16 protein-coding genes and 1 pseudogene are annotated in these 12,508 nt (G+C 67.9%); 8 read left to right on the top strand and 9 right to left on the bottom strand.

Annotated elements, in window-relative coordinates:
- Positions 1 to 274 (bottom strand): annotated as a pseudogene (locus tag K1Y73_RS19420) (DNA-processing protein DprA); the annotation flags it as partial.
- Positions 275 to 529: 255 nt separating this feature from the next.
- On the opposite strand from K1Y73_RS19420, the gene K1Y73_RS19415 reads away from it, so the two are divergent.
- The 5 genes from K1Y73_RS19415 to K1Y73_RS19395 all read left to right on the top strand — a co-directional run bounded on the left by K1Y73_RS19415 (position 530) and on the right by K1Y73_RS19395 (position 4,277).
- On the top strand, positions 530 to 1,807 hold the full coding sequence (locus tag K1Y73_RS19415) for a 4-aminobutyrate--2-oxoglutarate transaminase (protein WP_225029959.1): 1,278 nt from the start codon (positions 530 to 532) through the stop codon (positions 1,805 to 1,807).
- A gap of 132 nt (positions 1,808 to 1,939) precedes the next feature.
- Entirely contained in the window at positions 1,940 to 2,206 is a 267-nt protein-coding gene (locus K1Y73_RS19410) for a glycine zipper 2TM domain-containing protein (protein WP_225029958.1), read from the top strand.
- 99 nt (positions 2,207 to 2,305) lie between these two features.
- On the top strand, positions 2,306 to 3,082 hold the full coding sequence (locus tag K1Y73_RS19405) for an energy-coupling factor ABC transporter ATP-binding protein (protein WP_225029957.1): 777 nt from the start codon (positions 2,306 to 2,308) through the stop codon (positions 3,080 to 3,082).
- Positions 3,076 to 3,675 (top strand): energy-coupling factor transporter transmembrane component T, encoded by a 600-nt coding sequence (locus K1Y73_RS19400; RefSeq protein ID WP_225029956.1) that lies wholly within the window; start codon positions 3,076 to 3,078, stop codon positions 3,673 to 3,675. The genes K1Y73_RS19405 and K1Y73_RS19400 overlap by 7 nt, the downstream gene beginning before the upstream one ends.
- A gap of 56 nt (positions 3,676 to 3,731) precedes the next feature.
- Positions 3,732 to 4,277, top strand: coding sequence for a biotin transporter BioY (locus K1Y73_RS19395; protein WP_225029955.1), 546 nt, complete (start codon positions 3,732 to 3,734; stop codon positions 4,275 to 4,277).
- A gap of 9 nt (positions 4,278 to 4,286) precedes the next feature.
- On the opposite strand, the gene aroQ is transcribed toward K1Y73_RS19395, so the two are convergent.
- Together aroQ and metF are read right to left on the bottom strand one after the other, a co-directional pair.
- The gene (gene aroQ, locus K1Y73_RS19390; RefSeq protein ID WP_225029954.1) at positions 4,287 to 4,727 is read right to left on the bottom strand and encodes a type II 3-dehydroquinate dehydratase; all 441 of its coding nucleotides are present in this window, start codon (positions 4,725 to 4,727) and stop codon (positions 4,287 to 4,289) included.
- Between the two features lie 185 nt (positions 4,728 to 4,912).
- The gene (metF, locus tag K1Y73_RS19385; protein WP_225029953.1) at positions 4,913 to 5,782 is read right to left on the bottom strand and encodes a methylenetetrahydrofolate reductase [NAD(P)H]; all 870 of its coding nucleotides are present in this window, start codon (positions 5,780 to 5,782) and stop codon (positions 4,913 to 4,915) included.
- 88 nt (positions 5,783 to 5,870) lie between these two features.
- Here metF and K1Y73_RS19380 point away from each other — a divergent pair, with 88 nt between their 5' ends.
- Positions 5,871 to 6,779: a LysR family transcriptional regulator gene (locus K1Y73_RS19380; protein ID WP_225029952.1), complete on the top strand. Its 909-nt coding sequence runs from the start codon at positions 5,871 to 5,873 to the stop codon at positions 6,777 to 6,779.
- An 18-nt stretch (positions 6,780 to 6,797) separates the two neighbouring features.
- On the opposite strand, the gene K1Y73_RS19375 is transcribed toward K1Y73_RS19380, so the two are convergent.
- The 3 genes from K1Y73_RS19375 to K1Y73_RS19365 form a co-directional block, all read right to left on the bottom strand.
- Positions 6,798 to 7,367: a CHAP domain-containing protein gene (locus K1Y73_RS19375; protein WP_225029951.1), complete on the bottom strand. Its 570-nt coding sequence runs from the start codon at positions 7,365 to 7,367 to the stop codon at positions 6,798 to 6,800.
- A gap of 166 nt (positions 7,368 to 7,533) precedes the next feature.
- Complete coding sequence (locus K1Y73_RS19370) at positions 7,534 to 7,851, bottom strand: ribonuclease E inhibitor RraB (protein WP_225029950.1); 318 nt, start codon at positions 7,849 to 7,851, stop codon at positions 7,534 to 7,536.
- A 79-nt stretch (positions 7,852 to 7,930) separates the two neighbouring features.
- Positions 7,931 to 8,530: a hypothetical protein gene (locus K1Y73_RS19365; RefSeq protein ID WP_225029949.1), complete on the bottom strand. Its 600-nt coding sequence runs from the start codon at positions 8,528 to 8,530 to the stop codon at positions 7,931 to 7,933.
- Between the two features lie 161 nt (positions 8,531 to 8,691).
- Here K1Y73_RS19365 and K1Y73_RS19360 point away from each other — a divergent pair, with 161 nt between their 5' ends.
- Complete coding sequence (locus tag K1Y73_RS19360; protein ID WP_225029948.1) at positions 8,692 to 9,153, top strand: hypothetical protein; 462 nt, start codon at positions 8,692 to 8,694, stop codon at positions 9,151 to 9,153.
- Here K1Y73_RS19360 and K1Y73_RS19355 read toward each other — a convergent pair whose 3' ends face one another.
- The 3 genes from K1Y73_RS19355 to K1Y73_RS19345 all read right to left on the bottom strand — a co-directional run bounded on the left by K1Y73_RS19355 (position 9,154) and on the right by K1Y73_RS19345 (position 11,872).
- Positions 9,154 to 10,497, bottom strand: a complete 1,344-nt coding sequence (locus K1Y73_RS19355) for an 8-oxoguanine deaminase (protein ID WP_225029947.1) — start codon at positions 10,495 to 10,497, stop codon at positions 9,154 to 9,156. It lies immediately after the preceding gene.
- Positions 10,498 to 10,619: 122 nt separating this feature from the next.
- Entirely contained in the window at positions 10,620 to 11,432 is an 813-nt protein-coding gene (locus tag K1Y73_RS19350; protein WP_225029946.1) for an inositol monophosphatase family protein, read from the bottom strand.
- A gap of 80 nt (positions 11,433 to 11,512) precedes the next feature.
- Positions 11,513 to 11,872: a helix-turn-helix domain-containing protein gene (locus K1Y73_RS19345; protein WP_225029945.1), complete on the bottom strand. Its 360-nt coding sequence runs from the start codon at positions 11,870 to 11,872 to the stop codon at positions 11,513 to 11,515.
- Between the two features lie 422 nt (positions 11,873 to 12,294).
- On the opposite strand from K1Y73_RS19345, the gene K1Y73_RS19340 reads away from it, so the two are divergent.
- The coding region (locus K1Y73_RS19340; RefSeq protein ID WP_263626698.1) for an alcohol dehydrogenase catalytic domain-containing protein at positions 12,295 to 12,508 on the top strand (214 nt) is incomplete at its 3' end.

Raw genomic sequence — 12,508 nt, 5'->3', positions numbered from 1 at the left:
TGCACAGCATCCGCGCGCCGGCGGCCTCCGCGGCCCGCATTTCGGCCGCCGCGACCGCCGCCGGGCAGGCTTCGTATTCCGTCAGCCCCGCCGCCCGGGCCAGATCGGGCAGCACCGCCAGCGCCGCGCGGGCCGAGCCCTGTTCCGCCATCAGCCGGTGAAAGGTGACCGCGCCGACACGGCGGGAACGGATGAGGCGAAGCCGGTCGAGCCGGTCGTCGTCCGATGAGGGTGCACTGTGGGGTGTGGGGTTCGAAAGCCGACCGTCCGCCATCACAAGCCTCGCCTCATCCGCACGCCCAGACTGCCGCAGGAGAGTTAACGGAATCTGAATCCCGCCCCGCCCCGGGCAAAGAATTTGCGCCCCGAATGCCCCTGTGCCCGCCCGGCCCGGCGCCGCCCCGGCTCTGGACCGATGGAAACGCATCCACTGGCCCCATGGCACGATTGAACGCGGCGCGGAAATTTGATCAATTGTCGGATGACGGGTGGCCGGCAGCGCAGCCGGACCCAGTATCAGGAGCATGCGATGAAGAATGCCGAAGTGGCCAAGCGGCGCGACGATGCGGTCTCGCGCGGGGTGGGGATGACCACCCAGATCTATGCCGACCGGGCGCTGAACGCCGAGGTCTGGGATATCGAAGGCAATCGCTATATCGACTTCGCCGCCGGGATCGCGGTGGTCAATACCGGCCATTGCCACCCCAAGATCATGGCCGCCGTGGCCGAGCAGATGGGCCGTTTCACCCATACCTGCCATCAGGTCCTGCCCTATGAGAATTACATCCGTCTGGCCGAACGGCTGAACGAAAAGGTGCCGGGCGGCTGGAAGAAGAAGACGATCTTCGCGACGACCGGCGCGGAAGCCGTTGAAAACGCGGTGAAGATCGCCCGCATCGCCACGGGCCGCAATGCCGTGGTGGCCTTTGGCGGCGCCTTCCATGGCCGCACCTTCATGGGCATGACCCTGACCGGCAAGGTCGAGCCCTACAAGAAGGGCTTCGGCGCGATGATGCCCGATGTCTTCCACGTGCCCTTCCCGCAGGATGTCCACGGCATCTCGACCGCGCAGGCGCTGGAGGGGATCACCAAACTGTTCAAGGCCGATGTCGACCCGGCCCGCGTGGCCGCGATCATCCTGGAACCCGTGCAGGGCGAAGGCGGCTTCTACCCCGCGCCCACCGATCTGGTGAAGGCGATCCGCAAGCTGTGCGACGACCACGGCATCGTGATGATCGCCGACGAGGTGCAGACCGGCTTTGCCCGCACCGGCACGCTCTTCGCGATGGAAGCCCATGGCGTGGCGGCGGATCTGACCTGCATGGCCAAGGGTCTGGGCGGGGGCTTGCCGATCTCGGCCGTCACCGGCCGCGCCGATCTGATGGATGCCAGCCAGCCCGGGGGCCTGGGCGGCACCTATGCCGGCAACCCCCTGGGCGTCGCCGCGGCCAATGCGGTTCTGGACGTGATCGAGGAAGAAGACCTCTGCGCGCGCGCCAATGAACTCGGCTCGCGGCTGAAGCAGAAGCTGGAAGCCCTGCGCGCCACCACGCCCGAGATCATGGATATCCGCGGCCCGGGCTTCATGGTCGCGGTGGAATTCGGCGAGCCCGGCTCGAAGGAACCCGATGCGGGCTTTACCGGCCGCGTCCGGGTCGAGGCCTTGAAGCGCGGGCTGATCCTTCTGACCTGCGGCGTCTATGGCAATGTGATCCGCTTCCTGGCGCCCCTGACCATCCCCGAGGCGCATTTCGCCGAAGCGATGGGCATTCTGGAAGAAGCCGTCGCCGCCGCCCGCCAGGGCTAAGCGGCACCCGCACCGGCATGACGATCTGGATCCGGCAGGCTGAAACCTGCCGGATCATTAAATTGTGAAGGGTGGGAACCTGCGGGCAGCCTATGCGTTAAGCCTCTGAAATCAGGCTTTACGAGGTATGCCATGAAATCCGTCTTCTATGCCCTTCCGGTGGTTGCAGCGCTTGGCCTGTCGGCCTGTGTCGCCACGCCCGAACAGAACACCGCCGTCGGCGCCCTGACCGGGGCCGCGATCGGCACGGCTGTCTCGGGCAAGGGCGACAAGACCCAGGGCGCGCTGACCGGCGCGGCTTTGGGCGCCATCGCCGGCACCTATATGGGCCAAAGCCAGAAGGCCGGTCAGTGCTATTACAGCGACGGCCGCGGCGGCCGCTACATCGCGGCCTGCTGAGGCAGCCCCGCTTTCCCCGCGCTCAAGGAGCCAGGCCATGGGCTTGGCAGACCTCCCCCGCCTCGGTAAGAGGCGGGGGCTTTTCTTTGCGGAGCGCGCATGTCCCGGTCGCCTGCCCCCCCTTCCGCCGCGTCGCCCGCGGGCATCCGCATCGCCACCGGCGGCACGGTGCTGGGCGGCCCGGCGGGACAGCAGGTGCTGGGGCCGCTGGACCTGACCCTGACGGAACGGCGGATCGGCATCATCGGCCGCAATGGCTCGGGCAAGACCACGCTGTTGCGGCTGATCGCGGGGCTGGTGGCGCCGGTGTCGGGCCAGGTCAGCATCGACGGGATCGACCCGGCGCGCGACCGGCGGGCGGCGGTGGCGCGGATCGGCATCCTGTTCCAGAATCCCGATCACCAGATCCTGTTCCCGACCGTGGACGAGGAACTGGCCTTCGGCCTGCACCAGCTGGGCCACAGCAAACCCGCCGCGGCCAAGGCGGTACAGGCGCTGCTGCAGGCCGAGGGGCGGGCCGATTGGGCCGGGCGCTCGACCCAGGCGCTGAGCCAGGGGCAGCGGCAGTATCTGTGCCTGATGGCGGTGCTGCTGATGCAGCCGGCGACGATCCTGCTGGACGAACCCTTCGCCGCGCTGGACCTGCCGATGCGGCTGCGCCTGGCGCGCCGGCTGGCGGCGCTGCCGCAGCGGCTGATCACCATCAGCCATGATCCCGAAGGGCTGCACAGCTGCGACCGGCTGATCTGGCTTGAGGCCGGGGCCGTCGCCGCCGACGGGCCGCCCGCCGCCGTCCTGCCGGCCTTCCTGGCCGAGATGCAGCGCCTGGGCGCGCTGGAGGGCGACGATCCCGCCGCGCCCGTCTTGCCATGCTGACGCTGGTCTCGCCGGTACCGACCCGCTGGCACCGCATCCCCGCGGGCCGCAAGCTGCTGGGCCTGTGCCTCTTCACCACGGCGCTTCTGCTGATCGACCGGCCCCTGCTGCTGCTGGCGCCTCTGGCCCTGGTCGCGGCGCTGTACCTGGCCGAGGGCGCCCGCTTCGCCCGCCATGGGCTGCGGATGCTGCGGCCGATCCTGCCCTTTCTCCTTCTGGTCGGGGCCTGGCATCTGTGGACCGGCGATCCGCAACTGGGCGCGGTGATCACCCTGCGCCTGCTGATCGCCGTCGCCGCGGCCAATCTGGTGACCATGACCACCCGGCTTTCCGACATGATCACGGTGATCGAGCGGCTGGCCGCACCGCTGGCGCGCTTCGGCCTGTCGCCGCGGGTTCTGGCCATGGCGGTGGCGCTGATGCTGCGCTTCATTCCGGTCATGTCCGACCGGGTGGCCCGCCTGACCGAGGCCTGGCGCGCCCGGGCGCCGCGCCGCGCCGGCTGGCGCATCGTGCTGCCCGCGACGCTGGGCGCGCTGGACGATGCGGAACAGGTGGCCGAGGCCTTGCGGGCGCGCGGCGGGCTCGGCTAAGCCTTGGGCCGAGGAAACGGCCGGGCGCAGATCGGCGGCCTGCAAGGGAGAGTGGAATGGAACGCAAACTGGCCTATGTGGCGCTGTTCGCAGCACTGATCGCGGTGCTGACGCTGGTGCCGGCGATCACCCTGCCCCTGGGCGTGCCGATCACCGCGCAATCCTTGGGGATCATGCTGGCCGGTGCGGTTCTGGGCGGGCGGCTGGGCTTTCTGGCGGTGGCGCTTTACGTCGCGCTGGGGCTGATCGGCCTGCCGATCTTTGCCGGCGGCAAGGGCGGGCTTTCGGTGCTGGCCGGTCCGACCGCGGGCTTCATCCTGGGCTTCCCGATTGCCGCCTTGATCACCGGGCTTCTGGTCGAATCCTGGCGCGACGCGCCGATCGCGATCGCCAGTTTCCTGGGCGCCCTGATCGGCGCGGTCTTCGTGCTGTACGGCCTGGGCATCCTGGGTCTGATGATCAATGCCGGCATGACCTTCAAGGCCGCCGCAACGGCGATGATGCCCTTCCTGCCCGGCGATCTGCTGAAGGCCGGTCTGACCGCGATTCTGGCCCAGGGCCTGGCGCGCGCCCGGCCCCAGGCCATCCTGTCGCGCGCCTAAGCGCGCGGCCTAACCCGCCAGCAGCGTCGCCATGCGGCGCAGCGCCAGCAGATAACCTTCGGTCCCGAAGCCCGCGATCACGCCCTCGGCCCGGGACGAGACGAAGGAATGGTGGCGGAAGGCTTCGCGCTTGTGGATGTTCGAGATGTGAACCTCCAGCACCGGCCCGTCAAAGGCGTTCAGCGCATCCAGGATCGCCACCGATGTATGCGAATAGGCGCCGGGATTGATCACGATCCCGGCCGAGCTTTCGCGCGCGGCCTGGATGTAATCGACCAGATCGCCTTCATGGTTCGACTGTTTCGGATCCAGCCCCAGGCCCAGCTCGTCCGCCAGCGCGCGGCAGGCGGCGACCACATCCTCCAGCGTCTCGCGCCCGTAGATCTCGGGCTGGCGCTTGCCCAGCAGATTGAGGTTCGGTCCGTTCAACAGGGTGATCAGCTTGGCCATGCGTCGCTCCTTTGCGGGTGACCTTGGCCGATTGCCGCCCCTGCCGCAAGAGCGGCCCCTGCCCCTGCCGCAAGAGCGGCCCGTAGACCCTTGTGCAGGTTAAAAAAAAGCGGCCCCCGCCATGGCGATAGGGCCGCTCAGGGAGACATCGTACCCCGCGCCGGCGCCGGCGCGGGGAATTCGGGTCAGGCCACCTTTTCCAGCACCAGGGCGGGCTGGATGCCCAGGGCGCGCACGACTTCGCGGGTCAGATGCGGGCGGTTCAGCGTGTAGAAATGCAGGTCTTCCACGCCCCCCTCGATCAGCCGGTCGCACAGCTGGGTGCAATGGGCCAAGGCGTACAATTCCTCGCGCCCATCCGCCACGGCGCGGGTGAAGGCATCGTCCAGCCGCTGCGACACCTGCGCCCCGCAGCGGGCGGCGAATTTCTTGGCGCCCTCCCACGAGATGATCGGCAGGATGCCCGGGATGATCGGCGCGGTGATGCCAGCCGCGGCGCAGGCATCGCGGAAGCGGAAGAAGGTGTCCGGCTCGAAGAAGAACTGGGTGATCGCGCTGGTGGCGCCGGCGTCGATCTTGCGCTTCAGGAAGGCCACATCGGCGGCCAGATCGGCCGCATCCGGGTGCCGTTCGGGATAGGCGCCGACGCGGATCTTGAATCGGCCGGTCTTGGCCAGCGCTTCGACCAGTTCCACCGACGAGGCGAAGCCTTCGGGATGCTTTTCCCATTGCGTGGCGCCCTTGGGCGCATCGCCGCGCAGGGCCACGATCTCGGTCACGCCGGCCGCCGCATAGGCTTCGGCGATCTCCAGCGTCTCGGCCTTGGTGGCATCGACGCAGGTCAGATGCGCGGCCACGTTCAGCCCGTAATTGCGATGGATCGTCGCCACCGCATCATGGGTCAGCTTGCGGGTCGTGCCGCCCGCGCCATAGGTGACCGAGACGAATTCCGGTTGCATCGGCGCCAGCGCCTGCACGGTTTCCCACAGCCGGAACGACGCATCCAGCGTCTGCGGCGGGAAGAACTCGAACGAGATGCGCGGGGTACTGGACATGATGCAGGCTCCTTCAATGCGCCCCTTGTCGCAGAGTCCTGAATGTGAGACAAATTCATAATATGCAGCATGATTATGAGATGCGTTCATGTATGTCGAGTTGAAGCACCTGCGCACGATCCGCGCCATCCATCAGGCCGGGGGGCTTGCCCGCGCGGCCGAGATGCTGAACATGACGCAATCGGCACTGTCGCATCAGGTTGCGGGGCTTGAGGATCAGGCCGGGATGGAGCTGTTCGTGCGCCGGTCAAAGCCGATGCGCCTGTCGGCCGCCGGGGTGCGCATGCTGCGTGCGGCCGAGCGGATCCTGCCGGAAATCGACGCGATGGAAGAGGAATTCCGCGCCCTGCGCTCGGGCAAGACGGGGCGGCTGCATATCGCGATCGAATGCCATGCCTGTTTCGACTGGCTGTTTCCGGTGTTGGAGCTGTTTCGCCATGCCTGGCCCGAGGTGGATGTCGACATCCGCGCGGGCCTTGCCTTCGACGCCATGCCGGCGCTGAACCGCGAAGAGGTGGATCTGGTGATCTCGTCCGATCCGGTCGAGATGGCGGGGATCACCTTCAACCCGCTGTTCGACTATCTGCCCACTTTCGTGGCGCCCTCGGGGCACGCGAATTGCGGCAAGCCCTTCGTGACAGCCGAGGATTTCCGCGACGAGACGCTGATCACCTATCCGGTCGGGCGCGACAAGCTGGACGTCTTCACCGAACTTCTGACGCCGGCCAAGGTGGAACCGCGGGCCCAGCGCACGGCGGAACTGACGGCGGTGATTCTGATGCTGGTCGGATCGGGCCGCGGCGTGGCGGTGCTGCCGGATTGGGTGCTGCGCGAGGTGAAGGGCAGCCGCGACTATGTCACCCTGCCGCTTGGGCCCGGAACGATCTCGAAACGGCTATACGCCGCGACCCGGACTGAAGATGTGACGAAACCCTATATGGCGCATTTCCTGCGCCTGGGCCGGACCGAGCCGGTCAAATTGCAGCGCAGCGCCTGAGGCGCGGGCGCGGCGGGCTTAGCCCTGCGAGGGTTCGGGATAGATGAATCCCGACACCGGATAGGCGCGGCCATAGGTGCCCGGCTGGCTTTCGACCTTGACCGAGGTCCAGTCGCCCTTTTTCGAGATGTCGACGACCTTCATGCCCAAGGACAGCTGGTTGCGCTTCCAATTGGCGTGATTGATCAGGATCTCGCGGTCCGACAGAACTTCCGACACCACGGCGACATGGCCCATCGGCAGTTTCTTGGTTGACGAGAACACCATCACCGCCCCGGCCGCCGGGTCATGGCCGCGGTCATAGACGCCCTTGGCCGCCCCCCACCAGGTGCCGGCATTGCCGCGCAGATGCACGCCCGACAGGGTGCGGGCATAGGGAACGCACCAGACGCGCTGGCCCTTGGCCTTCTTTTCCTTGACCTCGACAAAGGCCATCTGCTGGCGCGACGGGTCGATGCCGCTGTCGCTGATCATCAGGCCTTCGGGGGCGGATTTCGTGGATTTCGTCGTCGCGCAGGCGCCCAGCAAGGTCAGCGAGGCACATACAAGTACGGTGCGGGCCACGGCGCCCCCGGCAAGCTTCAGCATCTGTCCCCCGGACGTTCTTTCGTCTCTCCGGGCACTTTCCGCAAACGTGAAGAAAACGCAACAATGCGTAACAATGCCGGATTGGCGCTTGGCGAGATTCCGCCGGCGCTTTGGACAGGGATCGGCAGCGCGCTGCCGTCAGGCGCCCGCACCCGTCAACGCGGGATCACAGATCCAGTTCCCAGCCATCGGGATAAAAGTCGAATTTCAGCGCCAGACCCGTGGCCAGCTCTTCCCAGTGCCAGATCTCTTCGGCGGTCACGGGAATCGGTCCGATGCTGGCCAGCAGCGTCTCGCCATCCTTCATCCGCTTGCAGCGAAAGCCTTTCGCACGCAGCGCGCGTTCGAAACCGGCCCAGTCGGAATCGTTTTCCTCGACGAAGAATTCGAAATCGACCACCGCGCGTTCGGGCAGTTTCACCCCGCGCGACTGGCGGAACGTGTCGAAAGTCTCGCGGCGCTGGCGGGCGTAATCATGGGTCATGCCTTCCCATAGCCCCGCGCCCGCCCGCGCTCAAGCCCGTGCGGCAGCGGCCGGGGATCGCGCCCCGGGATTCGCGCGCTTAGCCCGGCGCCGGGCACAGGCCCTTGGTCAGCGCCGCATCGGGGCCCCAGCCCGACAGATTGTCGGCCTCGGCCGGCCGGTCTGGCAGGCTCTCGGTCACGCCATTCACCACCCGGGTATTGGTGCGCAGATCGACATGGCAGGAGTAATTGCCCTCGGCCGAGGTGAATTCGGTCAGATCCACCGCATAGGCGATCACGGTGAACTGAAAGTCGATGAACTGCACATCCACCGCCTCGCGGAAGCCGTATTGCTCGTCCTCGCTTTCGGTCAGGATGCGCAGGACCGTGGCCTCGGGGCCGGCGATCACCTGAAGCCCCTGCCGGTCGCCGGCGATGATGTTGTCGCGATAGACTGCCGGGTGCAGATCCAACTCGGCCGCGCCGCCCGGCACGATGCCGTTCATGCCCTGCCAGATCTGCAGCCGCGTCTCGCCGCCGGCCTCGCTGAGGATGGCGCGGAAGTCGAACCCCTGGCCCGAGGTGCCGGCCCAATTGCCCGAGACGTCGGACAGAACCGTGTCCGCCCGCGCCGCGGATGACAGCCCCAGCGCCGTCAGCACGATCGCCGCCATTCCCTGCCAGATCCCCAAGCGCATTCTCGCCCTCCTGTGCCTTGCGCCTTGCTGGCACGGCCTGTGGCGCAGGGCAAAGCCGGAATTCCCGACCCGCGCCCTGCCGCGCCGATCCGGTCTGGCCGCTTGACCCCGCGCCGCCTGGCCGGTCACATGGCGCAAAGCCATGATCGCGGAGACCTGCCATGCGCGCCCTATCGCTTCTTGCCGCTGCCGCCATGGTGGTCAGCCTGTTCCTGCCCTGGCTGGCCCTGCCCGGGGGCGGCTTCACCCCCTATGATCTGGTGCGGCAGCTGAACCCCGATCTGCAGGGGCTGCAGGATTTCGCGGGCCAGGCGCCGCCCTTGATGCTGGCCTTCCTGGCCACCTTCGCGCTGGCCGCGCTGTTCCTGATTCTGGCGATTGTCGGCATGGCCTCGCGGCTTCTGGCGCTGCTGGCCGGCGGGCTGGCGATCGGGATCGTCGCCTATGGCTTCTGGCAGGCGCGCGAGGGCGCGCTGCAGACCGGGCTGCCGCTGCCCTCGACCGGGGATCTGGCCGATCTGGCCGCCTCGCTTGGCGACACCCTGGGCTATGGCGCCTGGGCCTGGGGCCTGGGCGCGCTGGTGCTGCTGCTGGGCGGGCTGGTGGGCTTTGCCCGCCGCTAGCTAACCGGCCAGGCGCCGCACCAGCCGCGCCTGATCGTCCAGCGCCCGGCACAGGTCCAGCCGGGTCAACTGCCCGGCCCGCACCACCGCGCGGCCCTCGACGAACAGGTCGCGCACCTTTTGCGGGCCGCACAGGACCAGCGCCGCCACCGGATCCCAGGCCCCGGCGGCCTCGATCCCCGAGACATCCCAGATCGCCAGATCCGCCCGCTTGCCCGGAGCCAGCGAGCCGCAATCGCCCCGCCCCAACACCTGCGCACCGCCCAGCGTGGCGATCTCCAGCGCCTCGCGCGCGGCCATGGCATCGGCGCCCCGCGCCACCCGCTGCAGCAACAGCGCCATCCGCATCTCGGCCGCCAGATTGCCCGCGTCGTTCGAGGCCGACCCGTCCACCCCCAGCCCGACCTTCACCCCCGCGTCCCGCATCGCCCGGACCGGCGCGATCCCGCTGCCCAGCCGGCAATTCGAACAGGGGCAATGCGCCACCCCGGTGCCCGAGCGCGCGAAAAGCCCGATCTCGCCCGCATCCAGCTTGACGCAATGCGCCTGCCAGACATCGGGGCCGGTCCAGCCCAGATCCTCGGCATATTGCCCGGGCCTGCAGCCGAACTTTGCCAGCGAATAGGCGATATCCTCGTCATTCTCGGCCAGATGGGTGTGCAGCATCACGCCCTTGTCGCGCGCCAGAAGGGCAGTGTCCCGCATCAGCTCGCGGCTGACCGAGAAGGGCGAACAGGGCGCCAGCCCGACCCGGACCATCGCCCCTTCCCCGGGATCGTGAAAGGCATCGACCACCCGGATCATGTCATCCAGAATCGCCGGCTCGGCTTCCACCAGCGCATCGGGCGGCAGCCCGCCCGCGCTTTCGCCGATCGACATCGCGCCGCGGGTCGGGTGAAAGCGCAGACCCACCTCGGCCGCAGCCTGGATCGTATCCTCCAGCCGCGCGCCGTTCGGGAAGAGATACAGGTGATCCGAACTCAGCGAACAGCCCGAAAGCGCCAGTTCCGCCAGCCCGATCCGGGCCGAGACGCGCATCTCTTCGGGGCCGAACCGCGCCCAGATCGGGTAAAGCGTCTTGAGCCAGCCGAACAGCAGCGCATCCTGCCCGCCCGGCACGGCGCGGGTCAGGGTCTGGTACAGATGGTGGTGGGTGTTCACCAGGCCCGGCGTCACCACACAGCCCGCCGCCTCGACCAGTTCTGCCCCCTCGGGCTGGGCCAACCCCTGCCCCACCGCCGCGATCACCCCGCCGCGGATCAGCACATCGCCCCCGGCAATCTCGCGCCGGGTCGCATCCATGGTCACCACGACCTGGGCATTGCGGATCAGGATATCGGTCATCTCGTCCCCTGTGACCCCTTCGGTGGAACGAGACCGGCGGGCCGACAGAAGGGGAAAGGACTCGGCGCCGCGCGGGGGAGTCTAGCCCGGCACCGCGCGCCGCTCAACGGATTCCGCCCCGCTCAGCCGCGGTTCAGCCGCGCCAAGGCCTCGGCATGGATCTGCGGATTGGCCGCCGCCAGAACCTGGCCGCCCATCGGACAGGGCCGGCCCTGCCAATCGGTGACGACCCCGCCGGCCGCCTCGATCACCGCGATCGGCGCCTGCACGTCATAGGCCTGCAGCCCCGCCTCGACCACCAGGTCGATCTGCCCCGCCGCGATCAGCGCATAGGCGTAACAATCCATGCCATAGCGCGTCAGCTTCGCCTGGGCCGAGACCCGGCGGAAGGCCGCGCCTTCGTCGGCGGTTCCGACTTCGGGGAAGGTGGTGAACAGGATCGCCTCGGACAGGGCCCGGGCCGGGCGGGTGCGCAGCGCCGCCTCGCCCTGCGGGCCCAGCACCCGGGCGCGGCCCAGCCCACCCTCGAACCGCTCGCCAATATAGGGTTGGTCGATCAGCCCGTAGACCGGGCGCATTTCGGCCCCGGTCGTATCGGCGACCGAGATCAGCACCCCCCAGGTCGGCGTGCCCGACAGGTAGCCGCGGGTGCCGTCGATCGGGTCCAGAACCCAGGTCAGGCCCGAGCTGCCGGCGGCCGTGCCATATTCTTCGCCCAGAATGCCGTCATCGGGGCGGCGGCGGGCCAGGATCTCGCGCATGCGGGCTTCCGACAGCCGGTCGGCCACCGTCACCGGATCGAAGCGTTCGGTTTCCTTGGTTTCCGCCGTCAGACCGGCCTGGCGGAAGTGCTGAAGCGTCGCCATGCGCGCGGCGTCAGCCAGTTCATGCGCCGTGGCGGCCAGCTCGGCCGCCAGTTCCTTGGTAATGTCCATGCCGCAGCCCTCATGCGCCGTCCCGGCTCCGGCGCTATCGCTCACCGGGGCCGCGGTCAAGCGGGGGCCTGCCGGCCTGGTCAGGCGGCGTCCGACAGGACGCGGGCCAGATCGAACAGACGGCGCCGCTGCGCCTCGGGGATCGCATAGTAGGAGCGCACCAGTTCCAGCGCTTCCTTGTCGGCCATGATGTCGCCCTGCACCACCGGCGCAAGTTCGCTTTCGGAAAGCCCTTCGAAGAAGAAAGAGATCTGCACGCCAAGCGCGTCGGCAATGTCCCACAGCCGCGAGGCGCTGACCCGGTTCATGCCGGTTTCGTACTTCTGGATCTGCTGGAACTTGATCCCGACCTTATCGGCGAGTTGCTGCTGGGTCATGCCCACGAGCCAGCGGCGGTGGCGAATACGTTTACCAACATGGGCGTCAACAGGATGCTTCATTCTTTACTCCGTGGTTGCGCGTCATCCGCGCTTGTCCCCTCACCGGAGTATAAGCATAGATCGTGCCAAAATCGTCGATTTCCAAAAGAATCGCGAAATTTACGTAATCGCTGCGTAAACCTGTCCTTTTGGACAGGTCAGATTATACAAGCGTATAACAAGGCCTATCCGTTTCGGCAGGCACGTTCAGGTTTCGCCGATGGCTCAATCACTCGCCTTTAGCGCGTTTTGCAATTCGCGTTGCAATTTGCAACTCGCTTTGCGATTCCGCTGCCCTTGGCCACGGCAAGCCGCAGCCCTTACTGTGCAAGGGCCGCAAGGAAGGGAATCAGCTGCTCATGAAGGCCTGGATTGTCGAACAGCTGGGGACCGACGCGGTTCAACGCGAAACCCCGCCCCCGGTTCCCGGACCAGGAGAAATTTTGATCCGGGTCGCCGCGGCGGGGCTGAATTTCGCGGATCTTCTGATGCAGCAGGGCCGCTACCAGGACCGCGCCGCGCCGCCGTTCATCGCCGGGATGGAGCTTGCAGGCCGGGTCGAGGCGCTGGGCCCGGGCACGACCGGCCCCGCCCCGGGCAGCCGCGTCGCCGCCTATTCCGGGCGCGGCGCCTTTGCCGAATGGGTGGCCGTGCCGG

The sequence above is a fragment of the Xinfangfangia pollutisoli genome, from assembly GCF_020179405.1.
GTDB lineage: Bacteria > Pseudomonadota > Alphaproteobacteria > Rhodobacterales > Rhodobacteraceae > Pseudogemmobacter > Pseudogemmobacter pollutisoli.
Note: the sequence above shows the minus strand (reverse complement) of the source record. Positions and strands in the feature narration are given on the sequence as shown.